This is a genomic window from Clostridium sp. YIM B02555 (genome assembly GCF_022320955.1).
GTDB classification, from domain to species: Bacteria; Bacillota; Clostridia; order Clostridiales; family Clostridiaceae; genus Clostridium; species Clostridium saccharoperbutylacetonicum.
Window position 1 is genome coordinate 1 of record NZ_JAKJJY010000024.1, and the last position, 14,613, is coordinate 14,613.

The 14,613-nt window shown below is 29.9% G+C and carries 19 protein-coding genes; 14 read left to right on the plus strand and 5 right to left on the minus strand.

The features are described 5' to 3' along the window. The first annotated feature begins 56 nt into the window (after window positions 1–56). The 6 genes from L3B98_RS23775 to L3B98_RS23800 all read left to right on the plus strand — a co-directional run bounded on the left by L3B98_RS23775 (window position 57) and on the right by L3B98_RS23800 (window position 2,626). A complete protein-coding gene (locus L3B98_RS23775) occupies window positions 57–1,361 on the plus strand; it encodes a helix-turn-helix transcriptional regulator (RefSeq protein WP_238918488.1) in 1,305 nt (434 codons plus the stop codon). 94 nt (window positions 1,362–1,455) lie between these two features. Beyond that, window positions 1,456–1,617, plus strand: coding sequence for a hypothetical protein (locus tag L3B98_RS23780; RefSeq protein ID WP_238918489.1), 162 nt, complete (start codon window positions 1,456–1,458; stop codon window positions 1,615–1,617). A gap of 229 nt (window positions 1,618–1,846) precedes the next feature. Further along, a complete protein-coding gene (locus L3B98_RS23785) occupies window positions 1,847–1,999 on the plus strand; it encodes an aspartyl-phosphate phosphatase Spo0E family protein (protein ID WP_238918490.1) in 153 nt (50 codons plus the stop codon). 51 nt (window positions 2,000–2,050) lie between these two features. Next, window positions 2,051–2,242 (plus strand): hypothetical protein, encoded by a 192-nt coding sequence (locus L3B98_RS23790; protein ID WP_238918491.1) that lies wholly within the window; start codon window positions 2,051–2,053, stop codon window positions 2,240–2,242. Next, complete coding sequence (locus L3B98_RS23795; protein WP_238918492.1) at window positions 2,239–2,418, plus strand: aspartyl-phosphate phosphatase Spo0E family protein; 180 nt, start codon at window positions 2,239–2,241, stop codon at window positions 2,416–2,418. The genes L3B98_RS23790 and L3B98_RS23795 overlap by 4 nt, the downstream gene beginning before the upstream one ends. 22 nt (window positions 2,419–2,440) lie before the next feature. Continuing rightward, window positions 2,441–2,626, plus strand: coding sequence for a hypothetical protein (locus L3B98_RS23800; protein WP_238918493.1), 186 nt, complete (start codon window positions 2,441–2,443; stop codon window positions 2,624–2,626). 244 nt (window positions 2,627–2,870) lie between these two features. Here the strand turns inward: L3B98_RS23800 and L3B98_RS23805 are convergent, their stop codons facing one another. The 4 genes from L3B98_RS23805 to L3B98_RS23820 all read right to left on the minus strand — a co-directional run bounded on the left by L3B98_RS23805 (window position 2,871) and on the right by L3B98_RS23820 (window position 6,501). Beyond that, complete coding sequence (locus L3B98_RS23805) at window positions 2,871–3,611, minus strand: acetoacetate decarboxylase (protein WP_238918494.1); 741 nt, start codon at window positions 3,609–3,611, stop codon at window positions 2,871–2,873. Between the two features lie 72 nt (window positions 3,612–3,683). Next, entirely contained in the window at window positions 3,684–4,349 is a 666-nt protein-coding gene (locus L3B98_RS23810; protein WP_238918495.1) for a 3-oxoacid CoA-transferase subunit B, read from the minus strand. Beyond that, window positions 4,350–5,003 carry a 3-oxoacid CoA-transferase subunit A gene (locus L3B98_RS23815; protein WP_238918496.1) on the minus strand — a complete coding sequence of 218 codons (654 nt, stop codon included), beginning with the start codon at window positions 5,001–5,003 and terminating at the stop codon, window positions 4,350–4,352. A 91-nt stretch (window positions 5,004–5,094) separates the two neighbouring features. Then, window positions 5,095–6,501: an aldehyde dehydrogenase family protein gene (locus L3B98_RS23820; protein WP_238918497.1), complete on the minus strand. Its 1,407-nt coding sequence runs from the start codon at window positions 6,499–6,501 to the stop codon at window positions 5,095–5,097. A 488-nt stretch (window positions 6,502–6,989) separates the two neighbouring features. Between L3B98_RS23820 and L3B98_RS29025 the strand changes: the two genes are divergently transcribed. The 8 genes from L3B98_RS29025 (at window position 6,990) to L3B98_RS23855 (ending at window position 13,829) form a co-directional block, all read left to right on the plus strand. Further along, entirely contained in the window at window positions 6,990–7,124 is a 135-nt protein-coding gene (locus tag L3B98_RS29025) for a hypothetical protein (protein WP_275298490.1), read from the plus strand. A 961-nt stretch (window positions 7,125–8,085) separates the two neighbouring features. Next, window positions 8,086–8,283, plus strand: coding sequence for a hypothetical protein (locus L3B98_RS23825; RefSeq protein ID WP_238918498.1), 198 nt, complete (start codon window positions 8,086–8,088; stop codon window positions 8,281–8,283). Continuing rightward, on the plus strand, window positions 8,280–8,417 hold the full coding sequence (locus tag L3B98_RS23830; protein WP_238918499.1) for a hypothetical protein: 138 nt from the start codon (window positions 8,280–8,282) through the stop codon (window positions 8,415–8,417). The genes L3B98_RS23825 and L3B98_RS23830 overlap by 4 nt, the downstream gene beginning before the upstream one ends. A gap of 56 nt (window positions 8,418–8,473) precedes the next feature. Further along, complete coding sequence (locus L3B98_RS23835; protein ID WP_238918500.1) at window positions 8,474–9,373, plus strand: LysR family transcriptional regulator; 900 nt, start codon at window positions 8,474–8,476, stop codon at window positions 9,371–9,373. 507 nt (window positions 9,374–9,880) lie between these two features. After that, window positions 9,881–10,450, plus strand: coding sequence for an HD domain-containing protein (locus L3B98_RS23840; protein ID WP_238918501.1), 570 nt, complete (start codon window positions 9,881–9,883; stop codon window positions 10,448–10,450). 88 nt (window positions 10,451–10,538) lie between these two features. Continuing rightward, on the plus strand, window positions 10,539–12,032 hold the full coding sequence (locus L3B98_RS23845; protein ID WP_238918502.1) for a DASS family sodium-coupled anion symporter: 1,494 nt from the start codon (window positions 10,539–10,541) through the stop codon (window positions 12,030–12,032). 105 nt (window positions 12,033–12,137) lie between these two features. Further along, entirely contained in the window at window positions 12,138–13,112 is a 975-nt protein-coding gene (locus L3B98_RS23850; RefSeq protein ID WP_238918503.1) for a hydroxyacid dehydrogenase, read from the plus strand. Window positions 13,113–13,130: 18 nt separating this feature from the next. Next, entirely contained in the window at window positions 13,131–13,829 is a 699-nt protein-coding gene (locus L3B98_RS23855; protein ID WP_238918504.1) for an RraA family protein, read from the plus strand. A 609-nt stretch (window positions 13,830–14,438) separates the two neighbouring features. Here L3B98_RS23855 and L3B98_RS23860 read toward each other — a convergent pair. Further along, window positions 14,439–14,537, minus strand: coding sequence for a putative holin-like toxin (locus L3B98_RS23860; RefSeq protein ID WP_238918505.1), 99 nt, complete (start codon window positions 14,535–14,537; stop codon window positions 14,439–14,441). Window positions 14,538–14,613: the final 76 nt, after the last annotated feature.

Below are 14,613 nucleotides of genomic sequence, written 5' to 3' on the forward strand. Positions count from 1 at the left end.
TGCAAAATTTGTATTTAGTTTTTGTTATCTCTTTAAAGAGAGAGGAGAAAACTTAAATGTTTAATAATGAAATCATGACACAAGGAGAAAAAATAAGGAAATACAGAATGAATATACTTGGGGCAACTCAAGATGAAATTGCTCAAGGAGTATGTGCAAAAATTTGGTTAAGTCAAATTGAAAATAATAAGCAGAATCCGACATTAACTTTAGCTACTGGTATTGCTAAAAATTTTAATAAAATTGCGAAAAAAAAGGGGATAAAGATTGAATTAATTACGCCAGAGGAATTAATGGAAAATGAAGATGAACAAGCAAATCATATTTTTACTAATAGCATTATAAAGGAATTGAAAGAAATTAAAGTAATAGATTTGTTTGATCAAAAGTTGAGAGAAGCTGAAGAATTAATTGAAAAGTATAACATTACAGATGATAAAAAAATAGAGTTGTATAAATTATCTGCTAATTTTTACTACTATAGATATAAGTATTCTCAAAGTGAGTATATGTGTGATATTGGATTAAAAATATGCATTAATTCGAGTAATGTTAAAGAAGAAGTGAATTTTTATATATATAAATCCAGAAATAAGATATTTACTGGAGATTACGTTAAAGCATTACAACAATTAGGCTACGCAGAAAAACTAAATAGTGATATATGTAATAGTGAACTTTCTATAATGATACTGTTTTACAAGGCAACGACATATAAAAAGCTAGGTAAGTATGATACTGCTTTAGAATATTTTAAAATACTAAAGCAATTTGAAATTAATGATTGTAATATGTTATTAAGAGTGAAAATGAATCATGCGAATTGCTTGAATGATTATCATAAGTTTGACGAAGCAGAAAAAGAATACAAGGAAACTCTAAGTATTGCTATGGAATGTGATGATAAAGATTTTATCGCTCAAACTTATAGAAATTTATCTGAATTATATTTCAATAAAAAAAATTACAAGTTAGCTATAATGCATATTAAAGAATCTTTAATATATAATCCAGGTAATGAAGATATTGGTGAAACTCTATATTTTGCATCAAAAGTATTCCAAAACTCAAATGAAGAGGTGAAATATTATCTCTTACGGGCGTTAGAAGTATGTGAGAAAAAGGATAATGAGAACTTAAGTTTAATTGAACAAGTAATTTATGATTTGGTACTTATTTATATAAAAAAGGAAGATAAAGAAAATTTAATGATAATGGCAGATAAGGCAAAAGCGTTAAATATAGATTATTCTTTAATCTATGCAGAGATTGGAGAGTATTATAGAGGTCGAAATGAAGAAAAAAGTAAATATTTTAGCAGGAAATCAAGAGAAAAAATGAGAGAGATTAAAAAAATTTAAAGAAAAAATTTTTTTATCGCAAATTTTAACATTATATTACAATGTTAAATAAAGGATTTATAGACTTACTTAAACATTTTAAGGAGGTGATTCTATGAAAAAAATCTTATTAGGTGTAATAGCTACATCAATGTTACTATCAAACATTGCATTTGCTTCAACTAAAACTACACATACTAATACTGCAAAAAATAGCACAGTGGCGAGTGTAGACCAAAATAATATGTATCATTTAGAGACACAAGATTCACATTAATGACAATAAACGTAGCAAAAACACTGCAAATTAATGCTAAAAACTGGAAAGAGTTTAACAAAATTCACTTTGAATTTGTTAAACTCTTTTAAATTTGTAAAATAAAAGAAGTCAATATATAATTGAGTTAATAGTAAGTATTTAAAATAAATAAGTAAATACGCAGATAATATTAAGGGGGAAAAATGAAATTTGTTGTTCTCTTTACGCAAACACCAGTTCGAATAAAATGAAAAATAATGAACTTAACCAAGCTATGGAAAAAGCTGGGGCAAACCTATACAAGGCTATCGAAATATATGGATGGAGTTCTAATGAGGTTATAATTGCAAGTCAAAATTTAGATATATATATAAACATGAGTATGAAAGAAAATTTTTGAAAATTGAATGTAATTTTGATTTAAAGAAGTGGCAAAAGTGGGGTAGTAAATATGAAAAATATATTAGCAATAATGATATATAAATTATTAGTTAAATATTGTGAAATCCATGAGGACAGTTGTGGCAATTGTATTTTCAAGGATAATAGCTCTGAATGTATGTGTATGGCAAATGTACCAATAGAATGGAATAAGCCTAAAGCATTTAAGGAAAGTAAGGGTATAATATACGGGGGAAAATGAGGGAATCAAAATTGAAAAATGATGAAGCTATTTCTAAGCTCAACCAAGATATAGAAATAGCTAGAGCAGATTTACACAAGGCTATTGAAATATATGGGCGGGATTCTAATGAGGCAGTAATTGCAAGTGAAAATTTAGATACATATATAAACATGAGCATGAAAGGAAATGTTTGATTTATATAAAGGTGGGGCTTAGATGATAATTAAGGAATCAATAGAAATATATAGAGAAAATACTTCAATTGAAGATTTTAAAAAAGAAATTGAATTAATAGAAAGTGCTGGGTATGAAGTATCTGAGGAAAACGACGATTATGTGAAGTTGTATCAAGGTGGAATTGTAGTTGATCCAGATTTATTCAATAGCAGAAAAATAAACTAATAAGTAACAATTGAGTTGCCTACAAGTTTATTTTTTATTTTAAATGAATTAATCTTTGTAACACTAACTTTTCTTATTTATACTATATCATATATTTTAATAAGTTAAACAAATTAATAGAATAAAGAAATAATAAATTATATTCCACACACCTTTTTCAGGGGTAGAGTCTGGATCATAGTTTACAATTTGATTTATAATATAGAATAACCACTACTTTTGTAGTGGTTATTCTATATTATTTTTATTTAAGGGAAAGATAATCATGTACAATCTTAGGTGTTCCAAGAGTTAAATCTGTTAGGATATGAGATGCTGATACAATATCTAATACAGGTAAATCAGCAAGAGGAGCTAGTGCATGGCTAAATAATTGTAGACGTGCACTTCCAGTCCAAGCACCGTGAATAGTTATATCAGTATTTTCTGCACATATTAGTTCACAAATTCTTGGCTTACCATCATAACCTTGGATGATTTTTAGCATAAAATTGGGTCTTGCAATTTGATTATAAGCTTCTTTAAGATCTAGAGGCTCGTGCTTGTATCCCATTGTTGCAGTAGCTACTGGTAATGTACCATACTTAAGTGTTCCAACTAAAGTGTCTGAATCAACAAATAGCTTTGGATAACCAAGCTTTTTTGGATAAGCGCTACTTTCTCTTCCAACAGCAATAGCGGGTTCATTATCTAGATACATCATATGCAAGTAGTCACCTTTAATCCCATTATATTTTACTGGAATAGCTTGACCACATTCTGTATATGAGCCTAGACCAGTTGTATCAGGCATAGCCATCATCTCAAATCTAACATATGCTCCATCTAATTCAAGTGGCTCTGGTACTATTTTTCGAAGAGCATCTAAATCAGTTCGATAAATAATGTTTAGATATTCTCTATTATGAAATCTATATGGTCCCCTAGGAAACGCTGGAGCAGCAAGTGGAGTTGTAATTTGTTTAGATACTTCACTTTCTAACATAAAATAATCAACCTCTTTTCTTAGATTGTAATACATAAGATTTTTAAAGTTATATATTTAAAATAGAATGATTCAGATATCCATAATCTTTAAGTTGTCTGGAATAATTAAATCTGCATCTGTTAAAAATTTTATTTCATCAATAGTTGTATCTTTATGAATTTCTTTTAAAAGTAAGCCATCATTTATCACATCAATTACACAAAGTTCTGTAACAATTAAATCTACCTGAGCTTTAGCAGTAAGTGGGAGAGTGCATTTTTTTACAATTTTAGGTTTACCTTTTCCGGTATGTTGCATTGCCACAATTATTCTTTTGGCACCTATTGCTAAATCCATAGCGCCTCCCATACCTGGGACAATTTTATTTGGAACAATCCAGTTAGCTAAATTACCTTTTTCATCAACTTCTAGAGCACCAAGAACAGCAACATCAACATGTCCTCCTCTTATTAGTGCGAAAGACATTGAACTATCAAAAAATGCACCTTGAGGTAATAAGGTTACATATTCCCCACCAGCATTTATTATATCTGGGTCATTTTCACCTGATGAGGCCATTTGGGTCATACCAACCATTCCATTTTCTGATTCAAAAGTAATGTTCATTTCTTTCGGTACATAATTTGCTACTAAAGTTGGAAGTCCTATTCCAAGGTTTACGAGTTGGCCTTTTTTTAGTTCTTTTGCAACTCTTTTGGCAATTATATCTTTGGCTAAAACTTTATCTACAATCAATTAAGCCGCCTCCTTAACGATATAGTCTACTAATACGCCAGGAGTCATTATGGAATCTCTTTTTAAATCTTCACATTTTACTAAATTTTCTGCTTCAACTATAACTGTTTTTGCAGCCATTGCCATATATGGATTGAAATTTTTAGTAGCAGCTCTATAGAAGGTATTTCCAAATTCATCCACAATGCTACCTTTTATTAATGAAATATCAGCAGATAACGGAAGTTCTAATAGATATTCTTTGCCATCGATAGTGACTTTTTTCTTACCTTCTTCAACGATAGTACCAAGCCCTGTTGGAGTTAATACACCTCCGAGGCCAGATCCAGCTGCACGAATTCTTTCAATCAGTGTTCCTTGAGGGGAAAGCTCAACTTTAAGTTCACCAGAGCTCATTTTTTTTCCAGTTTCGGGATTAGTTCCAATATGTGAAGCAATTACTTTAGAAACTTGACCATTTACAATAAGTTTTCCAATTCCTTTATCAGGAAAAGCCGTATCATTGCTTATAATAGTCAGATTTTTTATATTTAAATCAACTAACATATCTATGATGTTTTCAGGAGTTCCGCAATCTAAAAAACCCCCAACCATAATTGTCATGCCATCTTTGAAAATCTGATTTAAATCTGTTAATTTTATTAATTTATTCATTTTAATATCTCCCTTCTAAATAGTTTTTAATATTTTGTGGGAACATTGCGTATTAAAGTTATATGAATAAATATATAAGTTTAGCAAGAGATTAACCGGCGAGTACACATCTTCTTTGTCTTGTAAAATTTCTTGCAGAAGTTATTCCTTCACCAGTGGATCCAGCAATAGTGAAAGTTGTAAAGCCTTCTGCTTCATAACCAACACCGGCAAAAGATTTAGCATTCTTTACAAAGATAGTAGTATCGATTTCTCTTTCAAACCTATTTAGGTTGTCTATATTTTTTGAATAAATATAGGCACTATGTTTTCTATTTTGTTCTGCTATTTTTGCATATTCAATAGCTTCATCTATATCTTTAACTCTTACAATTGGTAATATTGGCATCATGAGTTCTGTCATAACAAATGGATGACTTGCACTTACTTCGCAGATTATGCATTTAACACTTGAAGGAGACTCAACATCTATTTCATCTAAGAATAATTTTGCATCTTTTCCGACCCATTTCTTATTTATAGAGTATTCTTGAGTTTCATTATTTTTTTGTAATACTAAATCTATTAACTTTGATACTTGATCTTCATTTATAATTACAGCATTATTTTTTAGCATGTTAGATATTAAATCATCTGCAACGTTCTCAAAAACAAATACTTCTTTTTCTGCAATACAAGGTAAATTATTATCAAAAGAACAGCCTTCAATAATACTCTTACCAGCCTTTTCTATATCAGCAGTATCATCTACAATAACTGGTGGATTTCCAGCACCAGCACCTATAGCTTTCTTACCAGAATTTAAGAGAGTTTTTACCATTCCTGGCCCTCCAGTTCCGCAAAGTAGTTTTATTGAAGGATGCTTAATAATTGCATCTAGAGATTCCATAGTTGGATTTTTTATAGTTGTTACTAAATTCTCAGGACCACCACATGAAATAATAGCTTTATTTATCATTTCGACAGCAAAAGCAACACATTTTTTAGCGCCTGGATGTCCGTTAAATACTACAGTATTTCCAGCAGCTATCATGCCTATACTATTACATATTACAGTTTCAGTTGGATTCGTAGAAGGAGTTATTGCACCTATAACGCCATATGGAGACATTTCTACAACTGTAAGCCCGTTATCTCCTGACCAAGCAGTAGTAGTTAAATCTTCTGTCCCAGGAGTGTATTTAGCTACTAATTCATGCTTTAATATTTTATCTTCATATCTTCCCATATGTGTTTCTTCAAGAATCATTGTAGCTAGAACCTCTTTATTTTCTAATGCGGCCTTTCTTATCTCAGTTATGATTTTTTCTCTTTGTTCTTTTGTATAATGAAGGGATAATATCTTTTGTGCGTGTACGGCATTGCTTATAGCATTTTCAACATTTTCGAAAACTCCGAAACATGAAGAATCATCCTTGTAGTTCTTTAGATTGGCATTTTCAACATTTGTTTTTAATTTTAAATCTTTTGTTATAGAAACTAGCGTGTCTTTAATCATGACTAATCCTCCTTATGATTTAAAAATTAATAACATTAAAAATTCTATATGAAATATTAAAGTTTTAATGTTATTAAATATATGCTATCACTAAAATTTACAGAGTCAACCTTTTAAGACAAAAAAGTAAATATAAGGAAGAAAAAACGTTATCAAATGACAAGACAGTAGGATATTTTTTTTATATAGCTTTTAGAGGTAAATTATCAGATTATTTTAAAATATTGTTATATATTGTTTTTTAAGGAAATTTATTTAATATATTAGTGGAATTTCAAATAATGACCATGATATTGTAGTATAGAACAAACATTATTGATAATATTTCTTATAATTATCCATTAAATGCATAATTTTTATAAATATGATTAATAGTTAGATCAAGAATCTTAAAAAGTTAAAACTTTTATTTCTAATATATTGACATAAATCCAGAAATTAATTGGTAATTTATAAGGAAAATAAGTAAAGGGAAAATAGGTGTAACAATGATAATACCTAATATTGACTATGCGGATAGAAAAATGGGGGAGTTATACGGTAAAATAGCGGCTAAAACTTATTTTGATTTACTATTGCTAGACTGTTGTGGCTACAAAAATAAAAAGAGTAACATATCATAAATGGGAATTATGAATGTTACTCATTATTTAATAGGGTAAATATTTATGAAAAAAAGTTTTTATCAAGTTTATGATTTTATTATAGTAAATTATTGTGTCAGAATAATGGCAAATTTGAATTACAATGCTTATATTTTGTGTAGTGATTTATGGAAATAGTGTTCGTTTATAATTGAATAATGTGATATTTGAAATATATGGTGTGATAAATTGAAAAATTATTACTTTACTTATGGGGGAAATATCATGCTTAAATCTATTCTGACGGACCTAATAATGAAAGCATTGATAATTTCATTATTAATAATTATTATTAATTTTGTGTGGATAAGCGCGAATTTAATATATCTTATGAAGAGAAAAGTAATTTTAATAATGTTTAAGATATTAATTATAAAGAGAGTGTTTAGAAATATACTTACTTTAGATAAAATATTGTATACATCATATAGACAAGCAATACAATATATACAGCATATGCATAGAATTAATGTTATGTTAAGCCTTGTAAGGTGAAGGTAGAATAAAGACCATATAAAAAGAATACAAAAGAATATTAAAGTATATATTGAATTTAATTAATTGACCCATAAGAATGTGGTAATACAAACACCATACAAAAGCATTCCAATATAATATAATTGACTGAAAAACTTATTATAGATTAAATAATCCTATATAAGTAAAGAAAAGAGCGTTTAGGATAATGGAGGGTGAACCATACCATAAATAAGTGAGGCTTTTAGTCTTAAATATTGATATCACTTGCTTTAGGCTATGTTTATAAGCGAAAATACTGTATCATAAGTAATTGTTAATTTACAAAATAGGTTATACTCAAATTAGAAACAAACTTGAGTAATAGACAAAAAACAGCAAACAAATAGAATAGCAAAAGATACAATCAATTAGACTATATCATGACGCGTTAAAAAAGTCGCTTCCAGGTTATGAAAGTATTATGACGAAATTTGACTATTTCGATGAAGAAGATAATTTGTTATATGGATCTGTGACTGTAGAAGGAATACTTTCTATTTTAGACAAGCATTTGAATGATGGAGAGGAAATAAATGGATTATTGGAATGTAAAATAGAGCAACACAAAAAATATATGGAATACTTGAGTAAGGCTAATTCAAACATTGAGAGTTTATGAATAGTGGGTTTTATAGTGGAATAAAAAGTGCATGTAATGGAGAAGCAATAAAATGTTACTATGGTTTTGTTGTTGCTTTTCATAATGAACACTTTTATTCTGGACATATTATAGATACAGAATATATGATATAATTGTTTACATGTTTTGTAGTAATAGCTATTTATAGCTTTATAAAGGAGGATGCAAATTGAATACTCATCAATTGGAATGTTTTATTTTGCTGGCAAAGTCTTTGAATTTTACAAAAGCTTCTAAAGGAATGTATATTACACAACCAGCTTATAGTAGAATTATATCCAATCTGGAAGAAGATATTGGAGCAAAACTTTTTATAAGAGATAAACGATCTGTGAAGCTTACGGCAGCAGGAAAGACCTTTTTAGAAGAAGCAGAGAAGATGATATATCACTACAATAATAGCCTAATAAAGGTAAAGCAATCAGAAGAAGGATACCTTGGTAGTTTGAAAATAGGGTTTTTAGAAGCTTCACTACATAATTTTTTACCAGAGTTCATTAATTTTTTTAGACAAAAGTATCCTAATATAAGTTTAGTGATGGCAGACAATAGACATACTGCATTATTAAATGAGCTTTATAATGATAAGGTTGATATAGCCTTTACAAATACAGCTGGATTTATTGAGACCAATGAGTTGGTTTTTAAGACGATTTATGAAGATTATTATTGTGCTGTATTGCCAGTAGATCATCCAAAGGCAAAGGGTGGTACTATAGAATTGTTAAATTTAAGGGACGATCATTTCATTTTAATGAATCCTAATGCCTCAGCACAAAGTAGTAACCATATAACAAATATATGTTTAAATGATGGATTTATACCTAAGGTTACTGGTAGTGCAAATACTGTTACAGCATTATTGACTCTGGTAAGTTGTGGAATGGGGGTTAGTGTTTTATTACATAGTCTGGAATACCTTGCTCAAAACAATATTAAGTTTTTGAGAATTAAAAGGAACAATGATCCTATACGAGTGGTAGCAGCTTATAAGAAAGTTAATAATAATCCATGTATACCTATATTTATAAAGGCGTTAGATGAGTACAGTTCCATAAAAAATTTGTAATGCATTAAAGCTCATTCAATTCTACGTTCTTCCAACAGATATTAGATGAAAAGCCCTACCAAAGGAGAAATTTGGAGCAGCCAGCTCAATACATCAGTATTTTATATATAGTATCAAATGGAATTAAAACTTTTAAGAGATATAGATATTTATTGTGATTAAAAGAAGAATAGTAAAAGAAAGGGTATGCCTATTATGGTATACCCTAATTGTAATGTGGATTTTATTAAAGTAGTAAAACAAAAGAAGAGAAACATTCATAGCTAACAGAAGATGATGACTGTATATATTTATAAATATACTTCTCAAAATAGGATTGTGTATAGTTCTATTATTTCATATAAAAAATAATAGAATTTTGTAATGACTGTGATGCATTTTAGGCATTTTACAGTCGAAAATTAGAGATGTTATTATTAGCATATAAAGACAAGCTTGTATTTAATCGATTAACTATTTAGTGTAAACGAAAACATGCAGCTAAAATTTTTATAGAGGAGTGTAGATATGAAAACAATAAGCAAAGAAGAAATTAAATCATTATTTCCAGAATTAAGTTTAGTAAATAACAAAGAATTAGTTGATAAAGCATGTGCAATATGGAAGGAGGCGTTTGAAGCAGGAGCTTGGGATGATATTATGAAACCACAATTTGCTACATTAGCACCAAATGTTTCTCTTGTGAACCATACAAGAACAATTATTAGGAACTCCGTCAATATGGCGGAGAATGTAAAAGAAGCATATGGATACAAAGTGGATATGGATGTATTAATTATAAGTATTCTTTTACATGATGTGTGCAAAATAGTAGAAAATGATCCAGGAGAAGTTCAAGGCACATGTGTAAAGAATAATATAGGTAAAACATATCAGCATGGTTTTATGAGTGGATACTATGCACAGAAATATGATCTTCCAGAAGAAATTGTTGCAACCGTTATAGCTCATGCAGGAGCATCAAAAGTTATCCCAAGAACGATAGAAGGGCTAATTTTATATTACAATGATGTGGCAGATGCAGATATACATTTCTTAATATCAGGAGCAAAACTTATATTAGATACTAGAAAATAAGAATTACATTAAATTTTCGAATTAATTATATAACTTAAGTAATATATCTAGATTTAATTAAAAATATATGCAACAAAGGAGAAATATTATGGATAAGAAAACGTTATTAAGACTTTTGCCAGTTATTTTTTTAGGCATAATAGTTTGGATTGTACCAACACCGCAAGGCTTAACAGATATAACTTTATCAAGTAATTTAGCTAAAGATCCAGCAGAAGCAACTAAGTTTGCAGCGGGTACATGGCATATGTTTGGTATTTATGCAGCAATACTTTGTGGTTTAATACTTAAACCTTTTGCTGAACCGATTATAGTAATGATTATTTTAGCTGTTGCGTCACTTTTCATGGATCCTACTAAGGTATATGCAGGCTATGGATCACCATCAGTAGTGTTCTTGTTATCAGTAGTACTTGCATGTGGAGCATTTACAAAGACAGGTCTAGGAAAACGTATAGCCTTTATACTATTGGATAAATTAGGAAAAACTAAATTCGGTAGAACATCAATAGGATTAGCTTATATATTGTTAATTTGTGACTTGATTTTAAGTCCAGCAACTGGATCAAATACATCACGTTCAGCAATTGTATTTCCAATTTTTAAAGGTGTTTGTGAGTCTATAGGTTCTACACCAACAGAAAATCCTAAAAAGCTAGGTGCTTATCTTGAATTGACATATCATATGATATCAATGGGTACAGCAGTTTTATTCTTAACAGGTATGGCTTCAAATGCAGTTATTGCTTCAACAATTCAAAGTTCAGGGGGAGCTACACTTTCTTGGATGTTTTGGTTTAAAGCAGCGATTGTTCCCGGAGCAATAGTATTATTTATCATACCACTTGTCATGTACAAATTGTATAAACCAGAAATAAAAGAATTAGGAGACATAGATCATCTAATTGTAAAGGCTAAATCAGAAATGGGTCCAATGAAAAGCAAAGAGAAGATTTTACTTGGAATATTTATATTTTCAATTTTGGGATGGATGTTTGGACCTCAAATAGTTATCGGACCAATCAAGGGTATTGATATGCAAGTAGTAGCATTCTTATTCATAGGACTTGAATTATTATTTGGCATCATGACTTGGGATGATCTTTTAAAAGAAAAAATGGCTTGGAGTATGTATATGTGGTACGGGGGGTTCTTTGGAAGTGCAGCCATATTGGCAAATGGAAAATTCTATCCTTTTTTAGCATCACTTCTTAAGCAATACTTAAATTTAGCGCATGTTAATGGATGGATAGTTATACTTATATTACTTCTTATGGCCTTTGCTGTAAAGTACTTCTTCGTATCAAATTCTGCTTATATTGGAGCAATATATCCTATAATTCTTACACTAGCACTTACAACCCAAGCAAATATAACAGTACTATCTTTATTGTTGGCTTTCTTTGGTGGATATAGTTGTTGGTTAACGAATTACGGAAATGGTGCAAGTATTTATATATATTCACAGGGTTATGTTGATCAAAAAGACTGGTATAGAGTAGGAACCATAATGGTAGGGATAGTTATGTTAGTATACGTAGTAGTGGCTTTACCTTATTGGAAAGTACTTGGGATTTACTAAGAGTTATAAGAATTGATTATAAATATTGTAGCAGTGCAACTAGGTTCTGCAAAATATTTTATAAAATAAAGCATTAGATTAAAAGCAAATTTAGGAGGAATAAAAATGGGATATAAAATATTATTACCACAAGAAATAACACAACCAGCAAGAGATTATCTTGAGAATTTAGGCTATGAATTAGTAGATGGAAGTGGAAAAGAAGTCGAAGATGTAATTAAAGATATACCTGATTGTGATGCAATAATTGTTAGATTGACTAAAATGACAGCTGATGTTTTTAATGCAGCACCTAAACTTAAAGCTGTTGCAAGGCATGGTGTTGGTTTCGATACTGTAGATCTTAAAGCTGCTAAAAAAAATGGTGTTCAAGTTGTATATGCACCAAAATCTAACTGTATGTCAGTTGCAGAGTGTGCAATTTTCTATATGCTCTATTGTTCAAGAAACTTTACAAAGGTTAGAGATAACATTAAAAAAGATTACTATTATGCAAAATTAAAAGTAAATAAAATTGAGCTAGATGGAAAAACATTAGGTCTTATTGGATGTGGTAATATCGGTTCACTTGTTGCTAAGAAAGCAATGCATGGATTTAACATGAAGGTTATGGTTTATGATCCATATAAAACACAAGAACAGCTTCCAGAAGGTGTTGAGAAAATTAAAGATAGGGATAGGATTTTTAAAGAATGTGATATTGTTTCAATGCATTGTCCAGCAAATACTGAAACAGCTGATTCAGTTGGAGAAAGAGAATTTGAAATGATGAAGGAAACAGCATTCTTCATTAATACAGCGAGAGGTAAACTTGTTGTTGAAGGAGATTTATATAAAGCTTTAACAACTGGAAAAATTGCAGCAGCAGGTTTAGACGTTCTTAGAGAAGAACCATGTAGCCCAGATCATCCATTATTATCATTAGAAAATTGTGTTGTTGGACCACATATTGGAGCAGCTACTAATGAAGCAACTAATAGAGCGTCACTACATTCAGCACAAGGTATTCATGAAGTATTATCTGGTCAAAAGCCAACATGGCCAGTAGTTGAATTTGATTATACAAAAAAAGTAGACTAGTATTAGGAGGAAAATAAAATGCCAGTAGGAAATAGAGTATTTTTAAAAAGGGAACTTCCAGATAAAGAATTAGTGAAAGCATTTAGTGAGCTTCCAGCAGCAAATGTTGCAGATGCTATGGGCCGTTTATGTGCACTTCACTCAGATATAAAGCTAATGTCAAGTCCAACAAAGAAGATGTGCGGAGTAGCTTTAACTGTAAAAGCTCGTCCTGGTGATAATCTTGCTTTACATAAAGCGCTTAATATATCTGAAGAAGGGGACGTAATCGTAGTTTCAAATGAAGGCGATAGAAGCCAGTCAATAATGGGCGAAATTATGTATAAATATCTTTCAGATTTTAAAAAGATTGAAGGAATAGTAATTGATGGACCTATACGTGATATTGACACAATATCACAATATACAATGCCAATTTACGCAACAGGAACAACTCCTGGTGGTCCTTACAAAGAAGGTCCTGGTGAAGTAAATGTTCCTATTGCTTGTGGACGTATAGCTGTTAACCCAGGAGATATAATTCTTGGAGATGCTGATGGAGTAATTGTAATTCCTAAAAATGATGCAGCACAAATATTAGATAAAGCAAAATCTATTGCAGCAGTAGATGCAGATAAAGTTCAAGCTTCAGCATCAGGAACAGTTAATAGACAATGGGTAGATGATTTACTTGATAAAAAAGGCTTTGAAATCATAAATGATGTATATAGACCATAATAGAATCTAAGCTAAGATAGATAGATTTGAGTTTGTTTAAGCTCAAATCTATCTATTTTGCTATTTTTGACATTATGGACAAAGAACAATTATATATGGACTGGAAAGGTTCTACTTTCTTAGCTGATAAGTTGCTTAAACCAGAAATGACTATCAAAGATGGTTATATCATGTACTGTGCACCGGACTATATTTATGAAAACTAGAATAATAAAAGATTAAATTTTAAAGTTACCAGAAGGCATTGAGAGAAAGAAAAACCTTTTCATGTGGATGGGTGCTTTTTGAATTGCTAAAGAAATGGATATAAAGTATGGTTGCATAGGAGGTGAAGACAAATTCTTATATATACTGAAATTAATTGATATTTTTGATATGTAGTCTACAAGTTCTAATTTACATTATTGAGATTAAAATTTTTAAATAGAAAAAATTATATAGGTTTATTTTTTATAAAAATTTGATATAATATAAATAAGAAATGCATATAATAAAAAAGTAGAGTGTTGTAGCACTCTACTTATGTACAATTCTAGTTGCTTAGGCAACTGGGATCACTATAATTTATAGGAATAAAAAATAGTAGCGTCCAATTGCGAGCTGGGGCTACTATTTTTGCATTTTATCAATAAGTAACACAACAAATGTTAATAGTGCTAGTAAAAATAATCCTGCCTGAAATAGTAACATTAAAATATCGTTACTCACATGTATCACCTCCTTTCACAAGAAAGGTGAGTGATACCAGTAGCCCACATTCAACTTTTAAATTGTACTTTAGAAT

What these genes read in the sequence shown, in the direction of transcription:
- L3B98_RS23830 (WP_238918499.1), top strand. Translation starts at nt 8,280, where the DNA reads ATGAATAGTGGGTTTTATAGTGGAATAAAAAGTGCATGTAATGGAGAA.
- L3B98_RS23845 (WP_238918502.1), top strand. Translation starts at nt 10,539, where the DNA reads ATGGATAAGAAAACGTTATTAAGACTTTTGCCAGTTATTTTTTTAGGC.
- L3B98_RS23820 (WP_238918497.1), bottom strand. Translation starts at nt 6,501, where the DNA reads ATGATTAAAGACACGCTAGTTTCTATAACAAAAGATTTAAAATTAAAA.
- L3B98_RS23785 (WP_238918490.1), top strand. Translation starts at nt 1,847, where the DNA reads ATGAAAAATAATGAACTTAACCAAGCTATGGAAAAAGCTGGGGCAAAC.
- L3B98_RS23825 (WP_238918498.1), top strand. Translation starts at nt 8,086, where the DNA reads ATGACGAAATTTGACTATTTCGATGAAGAAGATAATTTGTTATATGGA.
- L3B98_RS23840 (WP_238918501.1), top strand. Translation starts at nt 9,881, where the DNA reads ATGAAAACAATAAGCAAAGAAGAAATTAAATCATTATTTCCAGAATTA.
- L3B98_RS23800 (WP_238918493.1), top strand. Translation starts at nt 2,441, where the DNA reads ATGATAATTAAGGAATCAATAGAAATATATAGAGAAAATACTTCAATT.
- L3B98_RS23790 (WP_238918491.1), top strand. Translation starts at nt 2,051, where the DNA reads ATGAAAAATATATTAGCAATAATGATATATAAATTATTAGTTAAATAT.
- L3B98_RS23855 (WP_238918504.1), top strand. Translation starts at nt 13,131, where the DNA reads ATGCCAGTAGGAAATAGAGTATTTTTAAAAAGGGAACTTCCAGATAAA.
- L3B98_RS23805 (WP_238918494.1), bottom strand. Translation starts at nt 3,611, where the DNA reads ATGTTAGAAAGTGAAGTATCTAAACAAATTACAACTCCACTTGCTGCT.
- L3B98_RS23780 (WP_238918489.1), top strand. Translation starts at nt 1,456, where the DNA reads ATGAAAAAAATCTTATTAGGTGTAATAGCTACATCAATGTTACTATCA.
- L3B98_RS23775 (WP_238918488.1), top strand. Translation starts at nt 57, where the DNA reads ATGTTTAATAATGAAATCATGACACAAGGAGAAAAAATAAGGAAATAC.
- L3B98_RS23815 (WP_238918496.1), bottom strand. Translation starts at nt 5,003, where the DNA reads ATGAATAAATTAATAAAATTAACAGATTTAAATCAGATTTTCAAAGAT.
- L3B98_RS23850 (WP_238918503.1), top strand. Translation starts at nt 12,138, where the DNA reads ATGGGATATAAAATATTATTACCACAAGAAATAACACAACCAGCAAGA.
- L3B98_RS29025 (WP_275298490.1), top strand. Translation starts at nt 6,990, where the DNA reads ATGATAATACCTAATATTGACTATGCGGATAGAAAAATGGGGGAGTTA.
- L3B98_RS23795 (WP_238918492.1), top strand. Translation starts at nt 2,239, where the DNA reads ATGAGGGAATCAAAATTGAAAAATGATGAAGCTATTTCTAAGCTCAAC.